The sequence below is a fragment of the Actinosynnema sp. NPDC037264 genome, assembly GCF_055603705.1.
In genome coordinates this window covers 55,499-71,144 of sequence record NZ_JBVJVK010000037.1, presented here as the reverse complement: position 1 = coordinate 71,144, position 15,646 = coordinate 55,499, and the positions used below count along the sequence as shown (strand labels likewise).

The 15,646-nt window shown below is 72.2% G+C and carries 12 protein-coding genes; 9 read left to right on the top strand and 3 right to left on the bottom strand.

The features are described 5' to 3' along the window. The first annotated feature begins 759 nt into the window (after nt 1-759). Nucleotides 760-1,143 carry an SCO2097 family morphological protein gene (locus tag ACZ7GX_RS31075; protein WP_033437744.1) on the top strand — a complete coding sequence of 128 codons (384 nt, stop codon included), beginning with the start codon at nt 760-762 and terminating at the stop codon, nt 1,141-1,143. Nucleotides 1,144-1,391: 248 nt separating this feature from the next. Here ACZ7GX_RS31075 and ACZ7GX_RS31070 read toward each other — a convergent pair whose 3' ends face one another. The 3 genes from ACZ7GX_RS31070 to ACZ7GX_RS31060 are packed head-to-tail and all read right to left on the bottom strand — an operon-like array spanning nt 1,392 to nt 6,270. After that, complete coding sequence (locus ACZ7GX_RS31070) at nt 1,392-3,863, bottom strand: transglutaminase TgpA family protein (protein ID WP_498781766.1); 2,472 nt, start codon at nt 3,861-3,863, stop codon at nt 1,392-1,394. Next, a complete protein-coding gene (locus tag ACZ7GX_RS31065; protein ID WP_498781765.1) occupies nt 3,864-5,129 on the bottom strand; it encodes a DUF58 domain-containing protein in 1,266 nt (421 codons plus the stop codon). It lies immediately after the preceding gene. 1 nt (nt 5,130) lies between these two features. Then, a complete protein-coding gene (locus ACZ7GX_RS31060) occupies nt 5,131-6,270 on the bottom strand; it encodes an AAA family ATPase (protein WP_498781764.1) in 1,140 nt (379 codons plus the stop codon). A 460-nt stretch (nt 6,271-6,730) separates the two neighbouring features. Here ACZ7GX_RS31060 and mraZ point away from each other — a divergent pair, with 460 nt between their 5' ends. From mraZ to mraY, 8 genes are all read left to right on the top strand, one after another. Next, entirely contained in the window at nt 6,731-7,162 is a 432-nt protein-coding gene (gene mraZ / locus ACZ7GX_RS31055; protein ID WP_053715381.1) for a division/cell wall cluster transcriptional repressor MraZ, read from the top strand. 169 nt (nt 7,163-7,331) lie between these two features. Beyond that, a complete protein-coding gene (gene rsmH, locus ACZ7GX_RS31050; RefSeq protein WP_498781763.1) occupies nt 7,332-8,279 on the top strand; it encodes a 16S rRNA (cytosine(1402)-N(4))-methyltransferase RsmH in 948 nt (315 codons plus the stop codon). Continuing rightward, on the top strand, nt 8,276-8,917 hold the full coding sequence (gene ftsL / locus ACZ7GX_RS31045) for a cell division protein FtsL (protein ID WP_498781762.1): 642 nt from the start codon (nt 8,276-8,278) through the stop codon (nt 8,915-8,917). Before rsmH ends, ftsL begins: the two co-directional genes overlap by 4 nt. Nucleotides 8,918-9,005: 88 nt before the next feature. Further along, complete coding sequence (locus ACZ7GX_RS31040) at nt 9,006-10,889, top strand: peptidoglycan D,D-transpeptidase FtsI family protein (RefSeq protein WP_498781761.1); 1,884 nt, start codon at nt 9,006-9,008, stop codon at nt 10,887-10,889. 57 nt (nt 10,890-10,946) lie between these two features. Next, the gene (locus tag ACZ7GX_RS31035) at nt 10,947-11,426 is read left to right on the top strand and encodes a hypothetical protein (RefSeq protein ID WP_498781760.1); all 480 of its coding nucleotides are present in this window, start codon (nt 10,947-10,949) and stop codon (nt 11,424-11,426) included. 147 nt (nt 11,427-11,573) lie between these two features. Then, a complete protein-coding gene (locus ACZ7GX_RS31030) occupies nt 11,574-13,103 on the top strand; it encodes a UDP-N-acetylmuramoyl-L-alanyl-D-glutamate--2,6-diaminopimelate ligase (protein WP_498781759.1) in 1,530 nt (509 codons plus the stop codon). After that, the gene (locus ACZ7GX_RS31025) at nt 13,100-14,560 is read left to right on the top strand and encodes a UDP-N-acetylmuramoyl-tripeptide--D-alanyl-D-alanine ligase (protein WP_498781758.1); all 1,461 of its coding nucleotides are present in this window, start codon (nt 13,100-13,102) and stop codon (nt 14,558-14,560) included. Before ACZ7GX_RS31030 ends, ACZ7GX_RS31025 begins: the two co-directional genes overlap by 4 nt. Further along, nucleotides 14,557-15,645 carry a phospho-N-acetylmuramoyl-pentapeptide-transferase gene (gene mraY, locus ACZ7GX_RS31020; protein ID WP_230570221.1) on the top strand — a complete coding sequence of 363 codons (1,089 nt, stop codon included), beginning with the start codon at nt 14,557-14,559 and terminating at the stop codon, nt 15,643-15,645. Before ACZ7GX_RS31025 ends, mraY begins: the two co-directional genes overlap by 4 nt. The last annotated feature ends 1 nt before the right edge of the window (nt 15,646 follow it).

Below are 15,646 nucleotides of genomic sequence, written 5' to 3'. Positions count from 1 at the left end.
CGCCGCCCGACCAACCGCCGCCCCTCACCTGACCGTCGACCCCAACCGGCCGCCACGACTCGACCATCCGCACCAACCACCCCCTCGACTCACCACAGCCACCCCCGCGCGTCCCAACCACCCGCCGCCCACCCCACCTGGCCGCAGTCCACCCAGGACAGTCCGGACCCCTCCCGTCTCGGCGCCCCAGCCGAATCGTCCCGGGCCGAACACGAACAGCAAGGAGGTGAACACCCAGAGCTAGCAACGATGTTCACGTGGTCGCGGGGTCGGTTCGTGGTTCCGTACTCGGCCCGCACAGTCGCCCGCCGAGGAGGTGTGGGGAGGTGGGAGGCGGGTGACAGGTTGTGATCTTGGTCTCTGTCGGCTCCGCCAAGGGGGTGCCGGAGCGATTACAGAGCGTGCACGAAAGGTTCGAACGTGGGACGGGAGGAAGGGTGAGAGGGGCTTTGATGCCCGTCCCACGACCGCAGTGGGGTGGTTGCGGCCCTCGATCACCCGCGCAGGGGAGTGAACATCGGAGCTTTTCTGGGCCTTGACAGCCGAGGTCGAGGCAACTTGTGCGACCTCACGGTGGTCTGACCGTTGACCCGTGAGGATGATGGTGACAGAACGAACCGCTTAGGGGCACGGACTGGGTAGTCGCCAAGCCTTGCGAATCGTATCCTGGTTGTGACGCCCCCAGGGCGGGGCGTCCGCCGGGACCGGCGGCAACCGTGATTACCCGGCGCCCGCGACCGCTGTGCCGGAGGAGGAGCCATGCCACTCTCCGAGCACGAGCAGCGACTGCTCGACCAGATCGAGCGCGCGCTCTACGCCGAGGACCCGAAGTTCGCATCCACTGTGCGCGGTGCCAAGCTGCGCAAGCCGTCCCGACGGCGTCGCATCCAAGGCATCGCGTTGTTCGCCGTGGGTGTGGCACTGCTGGTGACGGGTGTGATGTTGCCGAAGCTCGCTGGTATCCCGGTGGTGAGCGTGGTCGGCTTCCTGCTGATGTTCTTCGGCGTACTGCTCACCGTGACGACGTTGCGTCGTGGTGACCAGGGTGCCGAAGAGCCCAGCGAAGAGGGAAGCCGGCCCAGCCGCAGCTCGTTCTCACAGAAGATGGAAGAACGTTTCCGTCGCCGTTTCGAGGACGAGTAGTCCACGCGACAGCCCCGATTGAACGACTGAACAACGCAGACGGCCCGCCCCGGGAACCTCCGGGGCGGGCCGTCTGCGTGCCCGACCAGGTTCGGACCCAGGCCTCAGGCCAGGCACGTGTGGGGCCGGGCGAAGGGCGAGGGCAGGGGGAACAGGCCCGTGAAGGGGAAGGGCCGGTGAAAGGTCAGAGGGCCGGGGGAAGTCCCCCGGCCCTCTGACCGTCGCACCAACCGCTCAGCGTCCCCTGATCACTCGTCGGGGTCGCGCTCCTCCGGCGGCTTCGGTTGGAGCACCGAGCGGGGTAGGACCTTGGCCTTCAACGCCAGCGGTGCGTTGCGGTTCAGGCTTTGGCGCACGTTGTCCACCGCGCCGGGCAGCGACGGGTCCGCCGCCGCCTGCGCGCTGTACCAGGACCGCTCCACCGCGCCGACCACGGCACGCAGCCCGTCCCGTCCCTGCTCGTCCAGGTTGTGCGCCCGCACCAACCGCCGCGCCGCCACCCGCACGGTCTCCGTGCGCGGCACCCGCGTACCCCGGTCGACGGACTCCGCGACCAACTCCTGCCAAGCCGCGCTCGCCGCGTCCGGCCCCAACCCGGACACCGCGCGCAACCGCTGCTGCCGCCGCCAAGCCCGCACGGCCGCCGGCGCCGCGACCACCAGCGCCACCACCAGCACGGCCCCCAACCACCACGACAGCAGCGCCACCGCCAACGTCAGCACGACCGCCCAACCCACCAAGGCCGCCACCAACGCCGCCGGGCGCAGCCACCTCGCCGAACGCAGCCACGCGGGCCCCCTCGACCCCTGCGCCGGCGACCGCGGCCCGCCGACGCGCAACGCCACCGTCGCCAGCAACGCGAGCAGCCCCACCACCCCGAGCGTCACGAAGTGCCACGTCGGCGTCGACTCCTCCGTCGACGTCGTCCCGTCCTGGCCCAACGCGTCCGGCACGGCCGACGCGGACGCCGACGTCCCAGGAGCCACCGTCGTGGTCGTGGTGGCCGTCGCGCTGGCGTTGGGGTTGTCCTCCTCGTCGTCCGCGTCCAGACCGGAGATGTACGGCGGGGTCGCGCCCCGCCCGTCCACCAGCGGCGTCGGGTCGAACGTCATCCAGCCGTAGCCGGGGAAGTAGATCTCGACCCACGCGTGCGCGTCCTGCGACGTGATCGTCTGCACGTCACCGGTCGCGTACCCGGCCGTGAAGCCGAGCGCCACCCGCGCCGGCATGCCGACCGACCGCGCCATGATCGCCATCGCCGACGCGTACTGCTCGCAGAACCCCTGCTTGCCGTTGAACACGAAGTCTTCCAAGGCGTCGACCGACGTCTTCGTGGTCGAGGTCTGCACCTTGTACTCGAAGCCCTGCGTACCGTCGGTGAAGTACCGGTACAACGCCGTCGCCCGGTCGAACTGGTTGTCGTGCCCGGCCACGATCCGCTGCGCCAACTCCGCCACCCGGCCACCGACGCCCGGCGCCTCCAGGTACGCCGGGTCGATGTCCACCTGGCTGTCGACCTTCCGCAGCGTGTCCGCCGACGGCGTGTCGAACACCGTCTCCAGCGTGTACTCCCCGGACTTGCGGGGCCGGACGCTGTAGACCATCCCGCGCTCCGGGTCGAACCTCCAGTTGTCGTCGACCTCCTGGATGCCGCGCGGCCGCCCGTACACCGGCAGCCAGTTGTCCACCCAGTTCACCGGCTCGATCCGGACCTTGGCGGCCGCGCCGCCGCCGGGATCGCCGGGCTGCTCGGGCAGCGCGCCGTTCGCGGGCACGCCCTCCGGCATGTTCCCGCCCAGCTCCCAGCCCTTGTCCGGCACGTACTGGCGCAACGTCATCGCCCGCAGGTACGCCGAGGTGCCCGGCATGTCCCGCACCCGGAACAGCTCGCGCGGCGCGCCCTGGTTGAGCATGCCCCGCAGCTGCGTCATCGGGTCGATGCCCAGCCCGCCGCTGCCGCCGCCGACCTCCCCGCCGGTGCCCGGCAGCCGACCGACCGTGCCGACCAGCGTCAGACCCGCGCCCGCCAGCAACGCGACCACCACGGCCAACCCGGCCACCGCCGTCGCCGCCGGTCCCGACCCGCTCTGCCCGCCACTGGGCAACCGGCCGCGCCAAGCCTCGTGCCGGTGCTGCCCGTCCACGGCCAGCAGCAGCGCGAACGCCCCCGCGCCGAACACGAACGTCCACAGCGGCAGCATCTCGTCGGCCAGTGACGCGGGCACCGCGAACACGCACAGCAGCACCAGCCCCGACGCGGCGGGCGCGCCCAGGCCGACCGCCAGGGTGTCCACCAGGATCGCGACCAGCCCGATCGCCACCATCACCAGGCACCGCATGGCGGGGCTGTCCGGCACGGGCGGCACACCGGTCTGCACCTCGGTCATCGCGTTGCCGAGCACCGCCAGCAGGTCCTGCAACGACTGCGGACCGGGCAGCACGACGAGCACACCGCTGCGGGTGAAGACCGTCACCAGCAGGCACGTCAACGCCAGCAGCTGCCCGAGGGCGACCAGCGGCGCGGCCGCCCGCGTCGCGCGCAGCAGCACGCCCGTGCCGCCGACCACCGCGATCGCCACGGCCAGGTACACCAGCCACAGCACCCCGTCGAGCACGCTGGACAACGCCGTCGCGGCGCACAGCGTGGCCAGCCCGGCGACCGCGGGCGTCGCGTTCACGACCCAGTTGTCGGCGCCCACCGCGCTCGTCCTGCCGGTCACCTAGCCCACCTCCGTGCGCACCACGGGGCCGCGGTTGCCCGCGCTGTGGCACAGCTCCTGCCAGACCTGTCCCATCGGCGTCGACGGCCGCGCCACGACCACGCCCCACCCCGCGCCGCTCAGCAACCGCTGCGCGTCGGCCGGGTCGGGCGCCGGCTCCTCGGACGCGGACCCCCACGCGGCGACGTCCATCACCACCGCCAGGCTGCGCATGCCGCGCGGCCGGTTGCGGACCAGCGCGTCCACCACGGCGGGCGTGCTGCCGCCGAGGATCGCGATCACTTCCTGACCCGCGCCCGGGTCCACCCCCGCGGCGGGCTCACGGCGGTGCGAGGGCGTCAGCGCGGCCAACGCGTCCAGCACCACCGAGTCGCTGTACCCGCTGTTGCCCGGACCGCCCGCCAGCACCCGGCCGTCGTCGCCGACCAGGCGCACCTGGTGGCCGTACCGGTGCAGGTGCAGGCAGATCGACGCGGCCAGCGAGACCGCCCACTCCAGGCTCGCGCCGGGACCGCTGCCCCGGTGCGCGACCAGCCGGTGGTCCAGCAGCACGGTCGTGCCGCCGCGCCAGGGCCGTTCCTCGACCCGCACCATCAGCTCGTCGCGCCGCGCGGTCGAGCGCCAGTGCACCTTCCGCAGGTCGTCGCCGTGCCGGTAGGGGCGGACCACCGCGTCGTCCTCGCCCTGACCGGCGCGCAGCCGGATCGAGCCGTCGTCGCCGGAGCCCATGCCCGAACCGCTCGGCAGGCCGGTCAGCCCGACCACGCGCGGCACCACGACCAGCCGGCTGCGACCCGCCATCTCGCGGTCGAACTCGGCGAGGCCGAACGGGTCGGTGATCCGCGCCATCAGCGGACCCACCTGCTGGACGCCGCGCATCACCGGCTTGAGCGGGTACCGCAGCACGGTCACGATGTTGCGCGGCAGCCGTTCCACCACGAACCGCGGGCGCGCGCCCAGCGCGTACGGCACCGCGTCCTCCAGCAGCAGCCCACCGGTCGGCAGCCGTCCGGCGCTGCGCAGCTCCACGCGGACGTCCGTCGCCGAGCCCACCTGGACCCGGCTGGGGTGCAGCAGCCGCGTCGCGTGCAGGCCGACCCTGGCCCGCTGCGCCAGCCAGGCCGCCAGCAGCGGCAGGGCCACCACGAACGCCGCCACGCGCAGCAGGTCCCGCTCGTTGAGCACGACCGCGCACAAACCGGCCGCGAACCCCGCGGCCAACAGGCACCGGCCCCGGGTGGTCAGCCCGGACAGGGCTCCGCGCATGTCAGCGGTGGTTGTTCGGGTTGACGTGGTGCAGGAACTGCCCGGTCGGGTCCAGCGCCGCCTGCGGCACCGGCACCCGCTGCAGCAGGTTGCGGACCAGGTCGGCAGGCGACCGGCGGGCCGCCTGCGCCTCCGCGGTCAGCACGAGGCGGTGCGCCAGCACCGGCACCGCCACCGCGTGGATGTCGTCGGGCACCACGAAGTCGCGACCGGCCAGCGCGGCCTGCGCCCGGGCCGCCCGCACCAGCTGCAACGTCGAGCGCGGCGACGCGCCCAGCCGCAGCTCGGGCAGCCGCCGGGTGGCGCCGACCAGCTCCACCGCGTACCGGCGGATCTCCGGCGACAGGTGCACCCGCCGCACCACGTTGACCAGCCGCAGCACCTGCTCGGCGTCGGACACCGGCCGCAGGTCGGCCATCGGGTCGTGGCCCGCGTGCTCGTCCACCATCGCCAGCTCGGCCGCCGGGTCCGGGTACCCGATGGAGACCCGCGCGGTGAACCGGTCGCGCTGGGCCTCGGGCAGGGCGTAGGTGCCCTCCATCTCGATCGGGTTCTGCGTGGCGATCACCATGAACGGCGCGCCGAGCGGGTAGGTCTGCCCGTCGACCGTGACCTGGTGCTCCTCCATGCACTCCAGCAGCGCGGACTGGGTCTTCGGCGAGGCGCGGTTGATCTCGTCGCCCACTACGATGTTCGCGAACACCGGGCCGGGGCGGAACTCGAAGTCGTTGTCCTGCCGGTTGTAGATCGACACGCCGGTGATGTCGCTCGGCAGCAGGTCCGGGGTGAACTGGATGCGGCTCACGGTGCAGTCGATGGACCGGGCCAGCGCCTTGGCCAGCGAGGTCTTGCCGACGCCGGGCACGTCCTCGACCAGCAGGTGGCCCTCGGCCAGCAGGGTGACCAGCGCGACCCGGACGACGTCGGGCTTGCCGACGATGACCTTCTCCACGTTGGCGGCGATCCGCCCGACCGCGGCGTGCAGCTCGGCGAGCGCTTCTTCCCGGACCGGCGGCACGTGGTTGGTGTGCGCGGCGCGGGTGTCGGCCCCGCCGACGGGGTTCGCCTGGTTGCCCGCCGGCGCGCCGCTGCCCCCGTAGGAGTGTTCTGGCAGCGCGGCTGGCTGTGTACTCGGAGTCACTCGACCTCCTGGAGCAGGGCGCGGCCCTACCGCGACCGGTTCGCGGTGGCGGTGAGCGTTTCACGCAGTGTGTCAAACCAGGGCGAAGCGCCCTACACCGATTGAACAGTTTCGTGCTCGTGGGTTCCACGGCCCGCCGAGCCGACCGGTTCACCGCACCCCACCACGATTCCCCACCGCGGCCGCCGGCGAACCGGTTTTGCCCGATTTCACTGGGCCATCCGGGTGGAGTTCGGGCCGGTTCGGCTCACCCGCGGAGGTGGTCGCGCTCGGCGTCCCCCACCACCCTCCACGGTGGACATCTTCGTTCTACCTGCGTAAACGCTTCGCCACAGGCCGTGCAACCACCCGTTTCAGCGTTGACTGTGGTGAAAAGTGGGGTACTGTGGCGGCCGGTGGGGCAGACGGGGGCTCCACTGCCGGTCGGAAGTGAAGCTTCCGGCGTCGGGAGGTGGGCGCCGTGTTCCTGGGCACGCACTACCCGAGGCTGGACGACAAGGGCCGACTGACGCTGCCTGCGAAGTTCCGGGACGCGCTAGCGGGGGGTCTCATGGTCACCAAGGGCCAGGACCACTGCCTCTACGTGTTCCCCCGGGCGGAGTTCGAGCAGATGGCGCGCAAGGTCGCGGACGCTCCGTTCACCAACGAGGCCGTCCGCGCCTACCAGCGCTACCTGTTCGCGGGGACGGACGAGCAGCGGCCGGACGGCCAGGGCCGGGTGTCGATCGCACCGGAGCTGCGGCGGTACGCGGGGCTGACCAAGGAGTGCGTGGTCATCGGCGCGATCAACCGGCTGGAGATCTGGGACGCGCAGGCGTGGCAGCGCTACCTCGAGGAACACGAGGACAGCTACGCCACGGCGCGCGAGGAGGTGCTGCCCGGCGTCTTCTAGATCGGCTGGAACGGCCGTTTGCTTCGAGGTTTCGGGTGCCGTGAGGCCTCGGTCCGCTCGGCTTTCGGCCCTGGCGCACCTTCCCCGGCGCCAGGTCCGACGGGCGGGCGGGGACCTGACGACACCCGAATTTCTTGTCTTGTGAGGGGGGACCATCGAGGGAGGGGACATGGTGGAGCAGGCGCGTCACGTGCCGGTGCTGCTCGACCGCGTCCTGGACCTCCTGGCCCCCGCGCTGGCCGATCGGGACGCCGTGTTCGTCGACTGCACGCTCGGCCTCGGCGGGCACTCCGAAGCGGTGCTGCGGGCGCACCCGCGCGTGCGGCTGATCGGGCTGGACCGCGACCCGCAGGCCATCGAGCTGTCGCGGCGGCGCCTGGCGCCGTTCGCCGATCGCGTGGAGTTCGTGCAGACCACCTACGACGGGATCGCCGAGGCGGTCGGCGGCGCGAAGGTCGACGGGATCCTGATGGACCTCGGGGTGTCCTCGCTGCAGCTGGACGCCGAGGAGCGCGGGTTCGCCTACTCCAAGGACGCGCCGCTGGACATGCGGATGAGCGCGGGCACCGGCATGACGGCGGCCGACGTGCTGAACACGTACTCGGTGGACGACCTGACCCGGATCCTGCGCGACTACGGCGAGGAGCGGTTCGCCCGCAAGATCGCCGGCGCCGTGGCGCGGGAGCGCGAGCGCGAGCCGTTCACCACCAGCGGTCGGCTGGTCGAGCTGCTCTACGACGTGGTGCCCGCGGCGACCCGCCGGACGGGCGGCCACCCGGCGAAGCGGACGTTCCAGGCGCTGCGCATCGAGGTGAACGAGGAGCTGGAGTCGCTGCGCCTGGCGCTGCCCGCCGCGCTGTCGGTGCTGGCCGTCGGCGGGCGGATCGTCGTGGAGTCCTACCAGTCGTTGGAAGACCGGATGGTCAAGCGCGCCTTCACCGCCCTGGCCACGTCGACGTCACCGCAGGACCTGCCGGTCGAGCTGCCGGGGCACGGTCCCCAGCTGCGGATGGTGACCAGGGGCGCGGAGCAGGCGAACGAGCAGGAGATCGAGGAGAACCCCAGGGCCGCCTCCGTGCGGCTGCGGGCGGCGGAACGCATCCGGGAGGCGACATGACCGCGCCGGCGAGGTCCGGCGGCGGTGTGCCGTCCGCGGCCAGATCGTCCAAGCCCCGTGAACGCGCGCTGAAGGCCGTGCCGGCGGAGCGCCGCCGTTCGGCCGCGGCGGAGCGGGCCTACGCGCGGCGTGCCCAGCGCACGTCGTCGAAGCGCCGCCCTTCGGTGACCCGCCAGCCGACGGTGGCGCCCAAGGCGCCGTTCGTGGTGATGGTGATGGTCGTGCTCGGCGTCGGCATCGCGGCGATCATGTGGCTGGCGACCGCGGCGACCGCGGACTCGTACCGGTTGCAGGACGCGCGGGCCGAGGAGACCAGGCTCGCCCGGCAGGTCGAGCAGCTGCGGCGGGAGGTCGCGCTGGCCGAGTCGCCGCCGGGCCTCGCCGACGCCGCGACGAAGCTCGGCCTGGTCCCGGCGGGCGATCCGGCGCGGTTGCGGCAGCTGCCGGACGGCACGGTCGAGGTGTACGGCAAGCCGTCCGCGGTGCAGCCGCCGCCACCGCCCACGTCGTCCACCACGCCGCCCGCGCAGGACCCGGCCGGGCAGCAACCGCCGGCCGGCGACCAGACCGGGCAGCAACCGCCCGCCGGCGACCAGACCGGTCAGCAGGCGGGCGGCCAACAGCCACCGCAGGGCTGAACGCAGGCTCGGACCACAGGCGCGAACAACCAGTGCGACAGCCGGTACCAGGAGGTCAGTGATGCCGGGGCCCAGCCGGGGCAGACCCGTGCGACGCCCGTTGTCCGTCCGCGGACCCGCTCCCCGGGCGCGGCGCGGCGGCAACAGCCGGGTCCGCCTCGCCGTGGGCCGGCTGCTGCTGGTCGGCGCGCTGCTCCTGGCCGGCCTCAAGCTGGTGCAGGTGCAGGGCTTCCAGGCGGAGGCGTTGTCCGCGCAGGCCGAGCAGCAGCGCGCCACGAAGATCGACATCCTGGCGCCGCGCGGCTCGATCCTGGACCGCAACGGCAACCAGCTGGCGTTCAGCGTCGAGGCGCGCGCTCTCTACGTCGTGCCGCAGCGGATGCGCCAGGAGTGGGCGAAGGCGCTGGAGGACGACCCGGACATCGGCAGCTTCGAGGACCGGATCGCCGACATCGCCGCGTTCATCGAGCAGACGCTGGGCAAGGAGGTCGCCGGGCAGAAGACGGACCGGGACACCATGCTCGCGAAGCTGTCCCGGGACACCACGTACGTGGAGCTGGTGGACAACGTCGACCCGGGCAAGGCCGCGATCATCACGGAGAAGTACTACAACGTCGGCTCCGAGGCGCGGGCCGTGCGCGTGTACCCGAACGGCGAGCTGGCGTCGAACATCATCGGCGCGGCGAACTGGCGCAAGGACGCGGAGCCGCCCGCCACGCACGGCCTGCTGGGGCTGGAGATCGCGCAGGACAACCTGCTCGCCGGTCGCAACGGGCTGCGCGTCGTGGACACCATGCAGGGCAACGACGACGTGGTCATCCCGGGACCGGGCCGGTCGCAGGAGCTGGCCGCCGCCACCCCCGGCAAGAGCCTCGAGCTGACGCTGGACCTGGACACGCAGTACGCGTTGCAGCGCATGGTCACCGACTACACGACCAGGACGGCGGCGCGCAGCGGTTCCGCGGTGGTGCTGGACAGCCGGACCGGCGAGATCCTGGCGATGGCCAACGACAAGACGTTCGACCCGAACGACTTCGGCAAGGCCTCCGACGACCAGAAGCGCAACGTCGCGGTCACCTCGGTGTTCGAGCCGGGTTCGGTGAACAAGGTGGTGACCGCCGCGACGGCCGTCGAGGACGGCATCTACCAGCCGGACAGCGTGCTGCGGGTGGACGGCCGCATCGAGGTCGCCGACCGGGTGATCGGTGACTGGTGGGACCACGGCCCGCTGGACATGACGTTCACCGGCGTGTTCGCGAAGTCGTCCAACGTGGGCACGCTGATGACCGCGCAGAAGATCGGCCAGGACCGCTACTCGGACATGCTGCGCAAGTTCGGGTTGGGCGAGCGGACCCAGTCCGGGCTGCCCGGCGAGGAGCCCGGGTACGTGCCGCCGCTGAAGCAGTGGTCCGGCTCGACGTTCGGCAACCTGCCGATCGGGCAGGGCCTGAACATGACGTTGCTGCAGATGACCGGGATGTACCAGGCGATCGCGAACGACGGCGTGCGCATCGCGCCGCGGATCGTGCGCGCCGAGGTGTCCGCCGACGGCAGCCGCAAGGAGATCGGCCCGGCCGAGACCGAGCGGGTCGTGTCGCCGCAGACGGCCAAGACGGTGCGCGACATGTTCCGCGCGGTGGTGCAGAAGGCGCCGGGGTCGGACTCGGCGCTGCAGAGCGGCACGGGCACGCCGGCCGCGCTGCCGGGGTACCAGATCAGCGGCAAGACGGGCACGGCGCAGCAGATCGACCCGAAGTGCGGCTGTTACAGCAGTTCGCAGTACTGGATCACGTTCGCCGGCATGCTGCCGGCCGAGGACCCCCGGTTCGTGGTCGGCATCATGCTCGACAACCCGACCGGCAACCCCCAGTCGGCCGCGCCGCTGTTCCACGACGTCGCGTCGTACCTGGCGCAGCGCTACCAGATCCCGATGTCGGCCGAGCAGAGCCCGATCGTGCCGCTGGTGCGGTGACGTCCGGTTCCTGCCAACGCCGGTGGCGCCGGGTCGCCGCCGCCTACCGTGCCCGGCATGGGAGAACTCGGCCGGCCGGTAGCGGTGGCGGTGGCGGGCGTCGCGATGGTCGCCTTGGTGGCGTGCGGTTCCGGTTCCGGTGACGTGGCCGTTTCGCCGCCGGCACCGGTCTCGTCCTCACCGGCGCCGTCGACGACCGCGGGCAAGTCCCTCGTCGAGGTGTGCTCGGACCTGAACGCGTTCGTCACCGCCGCCGGTCCGATGTACGACCTGGCCAGGTTCGCGCTGGCCGACGGGGAGACCCCGGAGGAGCGGCGGACGGTGAACGTCTACGTCAGCAGCATGGCGGTGCACGGTTTGCTGCTCGCGGACCACCCCGAGATGGGCCACCACTTCAGCGCGGTCGCCCTGGCGGCGGCCGAGGCGAAGCGCAAGCTGACCGAGGGCGTGCCCGCCGCGGAGGCGATCGCGGTGTTGAACGACGAGCCGACGACCGCCGCCCGCGAAACCGCGGTCGCTTACCGGGGCGACTGCTGATCCGCGTCGTCCCACCGCACGGCAACCGGCCCTCACCTCCCTCAATATGCAAAACAATTCAGGTTCAGTGGGGTGGTGGGACGGGAAAACCGGTCCGGAGTGGACGTGCCGGCCGAACACTCTCCGTGCGCCGGTAGCCTTCCGCGCGTGCCTGCCAAGCTCGAGGGCAAGGTCGCGACCGCTCCGCCTCGCCCTTCCCGCACCCAGCCCGTTGCCGTGTCCGAGCTCGCCACGACCATCGACGCCCACCTGACCGCCCCGGACCGGGCGCACGTCCAGGTCAGCGGCGTGACGTTGCGTGCCCAGCACGTGCGACCCGGCGACCTGTTCGCCGCGTTGCCGGGCACGCGGGTGCACGGCGCCGACTTCGCCGCCCAAGCCGTGGAGCACGGCGCGGTGGCCGTGCTGACCGACGAGGAAGGCGCGGCGAAGGTCCACGGCGTGCCCGTGCTGGTGCACCCGGACCCCCGCGCGGTCCTCGGGCTGCTGGCCTCCGGCGTCTACGGCGAGCCGTCCACCAAGCTCGCCGTGTGGGGCGTGACGGGCACCTCCGGCAAGACCACCACCAGCTACATGATCGAGTCGGCCCTGGTCGCGGCCGGTCGCGCCACCGGGCTCATCGGCACGGTCGAGACGCGCGTCGCGGGCGCCCGGCTCGACAGCGCCCTGACCACCCCCGAGGCGCCCGACCTGCAAGCCCTGCTGGCCGCGATGGCCGAGTGCGGCACCACGGACGTCGTCATGGAGGTCTCCAGCCACGCGCTGCGCCTCGGCCGGGTCGGCGGCGTGGGGTTCGCGGTCGGCGCGTTCACCAACCTCTCCCAGGACCACCTGGACTTCCACCCGGACATGGAGGACTACTTCCGGACCAAGGCCGAGCTGTTCGACGGCCGGGCCAGGGCCGAGGTGGTCTGCGTGGACGGCGAGTGGGGCCCGCGCCTGGTCAAGGACGCCACCGTCACGGTCGCGACCACGAAGCCCGCCGACTGGACGGCCACCGACGTCACCGTGTCCGCCACGGGCGAGCAGGCGTTCACCGCGCACGGCCCGGACGGCGTCGCGCTCGACGTCGAGCTCAGCCTCCCCGGCGACTTCAACGTCGCCAACGCCCTGCTGGCCATCGCCTGCCTGCACGTCCGGGGCATCCCGCTCGAAGCCGTCCGCGAGGGCCTCAAGAACGTCCAGGTGCCCGGCCGGATGCAGCGCGTCGACGAGGGCCAGGACTTCACCGCCGTCGTGGACTACTCGCACAAGCCGGCCGCCGTCGCCCTCGCGCTCGACGCGGTCCGCGCCCGCGCCACCGGCCGCGTCATCACGGTCCTGGGCTGCGGCGGCGACCGCGACACGGCCAAGCGCCCCCTCATGGGCGAGGAGGCGGCACGGCGCAGCGACGTCCTGATCGTCACCGACGACAACCCGCGCACGGAGGACCCGGCGCGGATCCGCGCCGCGATGCTGCACGGCGCGCTGGCCGTGCCGGAGGACGAGCGCGGCGAGGTCGTGGAGATCGGCGACCGCGGCCGCGCCATCGAGCACGCCGTCTCCCTGGCGCGCACCGGCGACGTCGTCGTGGTCGCGGGCAAGGGCCACGAGACCGGCCAGGAGATCGCGGGCGTCGTGCAGCCGTTCTCCGACGTGGACGCACTGACCGGCGCGATCAGAGGAGCCACCCGGTGATCCAGCTCAGCCTCGCCGAGATCGCCGAGGTCGTCGGCGGCAAGCTCCACCAGGCCACCGGGGCCGAGGTGGTCACCGGCAGCGTCGAGTTCGACACCCGCGAGGTCACGCCCGGCGGCCTGTTCCTGGCGCTGCCCGGCGAACGGGTCGACGGCCACGACTTCGCCGCCCAGGCCGTGGAGCGGGGCGCGGTCGGCGTGCTGGCGGGCCGGGAGGTCGACGCGCCCGCCGTCATCGCGCCACCCGTCGACCGGACCGAGGGCAACGCCTACGTGCTGTCCGGCGACACCGACGGCGCGGGCGCGGCCGTGCTGAAGGCGCTGGCCAAGCTCGCCCGGCACGTCACGGACCGGCTGGAGCACCTGACCGTCGTCGGCGTGACGGGGTCGTCCGGCAAGACGTCCACCAAAGACCTCATCGCCCAGGTCCTCGCGCCGCTGGGCCCGACGATCGCGCCGCCGGGGTCGTTCAACAACGAGCTCGGCCACCCCTGGACGGCGTTGCGCGTCGACGAGGACACCCGGTTCCTGGTCCTCGAGCTCAGCGCCCGGGGCATCGGCCACATCGCCGAGCTGTGCCAGGTCGCCGTGCCCCGCGTCGGCGCGGTCCTGAACGTCGGCAGCGCGCACGTCGGCGAGTTCGGCTCGCGGCAGAACATCGCCAAGGCCAAGGGCGAGCTGGTCGAGGCCCTGCCCGAGGACGGCATCGCGGTCCTCAACGCCGACGACCCCCTCGTCGCGGGGATGGCCGGCCGCACCCAGGCCAAGGTCGTCTTCGTCGGCGAGAACCCGTCCGCGCAGGTCCGGGCCAAGGACATCGAGCTGGACGAGCAGGCCCGCGCGCGGTTCACCCTGGTCACCCCGGAGGGCGAGGCGGACGTCCGACTGGCCGTCCACGGGCCGCACCAGGTCGGCAACGCCCTCACCGCCGCCGCCATCGCGCTCGAACTCGGCGCGACCCCGGACCAGATCGCGCGGAGCCTGGGCTCGGCCGAACGGGTGTCCGCGCATCGCATGGCGGTCTCCGAACGTCCTGACGGTGTGACCGTCATCAACGATGCGTACAACGCCAACCCGGAGTCGGTGCGCGCGGCGCTGAAGTCGCTCGCCACCATCTCCCGGTCCGCCACGCCCGCCCGCCGCAGCTGGGCGGTGCTGGGCCCGATGGCCGAACTGGGCGCGGACTCGATCCGCGCGCACGACGAGATCGGCCGGCTCGCGGTCCGCTTGGACATCAACAAGCTGGTCGTGGTCGGTCAGGACGCCCGCGCGATGCACCAGGGGGCGCACCTGGAAGGATCTTGGGGCGAAGAAGCGATTCTGGTGCCCGACGTGACGGCGGCCGTCGAGCTGCTGCGCGACCAGGTGCGGCCGGGTGACGTCGTCCTGGTGAAGGCATCCAACTCATACGGCCTGTGGCGGGTTGCCGAGGCTCTCCTGGAGGCGGTCAGCAAGTGAAGAGCATCCTGATCGCGGCGGCCATCGCCCTGATCACGTCGATCATGCTGACGCCGTACCTGATCAAGATCTTCTCCCGGCAGGGTTTCGGCCAGGAGATCCGTGAAGAGGGACCGCAGAGCCACAAGACCAAGCGCGGCACGCCCACCATGGGCGGCGTCGCCATCCTGGTCGCGATGTGGGCGGGCTACCTCGGCTCGCACCTGGTGAACTCGATGTCGGCGTCCGCGCAGGACCAGACGCCGAGCGCGTCCGGCCTGCTGGTGCTGATGCTGACCACGTCGCTGGGCGTCGTCGGCTTCCTGGACGACTTCATCAAGATCCGCAAGCAGCGCAACCTGGGCCTGAACAAGACCGCGAAGCTGGTCGGCCAGTTCGTGGCCACGATCATCTTCGCCGTGCTGGTCATCCAGTTCCCGAACAAGGACGGGATGACGCCCGCCTCGGTGAACCTGTCGTTCGTGCGCGACATCGCCGTGGTGTCGTTCGGCGTGGTCGGGTTCGTGGTGTTCTGCTACGCCGCGATCAGCGCCTGGTCCAACGCGGTGAACCTGACCGACGGCCTCGACGGCCTGGCCGGCGGCACGTCCGCGATGGTGCTCGGCACCTACGTGGTGATCAGCTTCTGGCAGTTCCGCTACAACTGCTCGAACCTGCTCGTGGCCGGCTGCTACGACGTGCGCGACCCGCTGGACCTCGCGCTGGTGGCCGCCGCCGCGATGGCCGGCTGCATCGGCTTCCTGTGGTGGAACGCCGCGCCGGCCAAGATCTTCATGGGTGACACGGGCTCGCTCGCGCTGGGCGGTCTGGTCGCCGGCCTGTCCATCGCCACGCGCACCGAGCTGCTGATGGTCGTCATCGGCGGTCTGTTCGTGGTCGAGGCGCTGTCGGTGGTCCTGCAGGTCGCGGTCTTCCGGACGTCACGACGGCGGTTGTTCCGCATGGCGCCGTTCCACCACCACTTCGAACTCGCCGGGTGGGCGGAAACCACGGTGATCATCAGGTTCTGGCTGCTCGCGGGCATGTGCTGCATGCTCGGGCTCGGCCTGTTCTACAGCGAGTGGCTGACCGCGGTCGAGAGCTGAC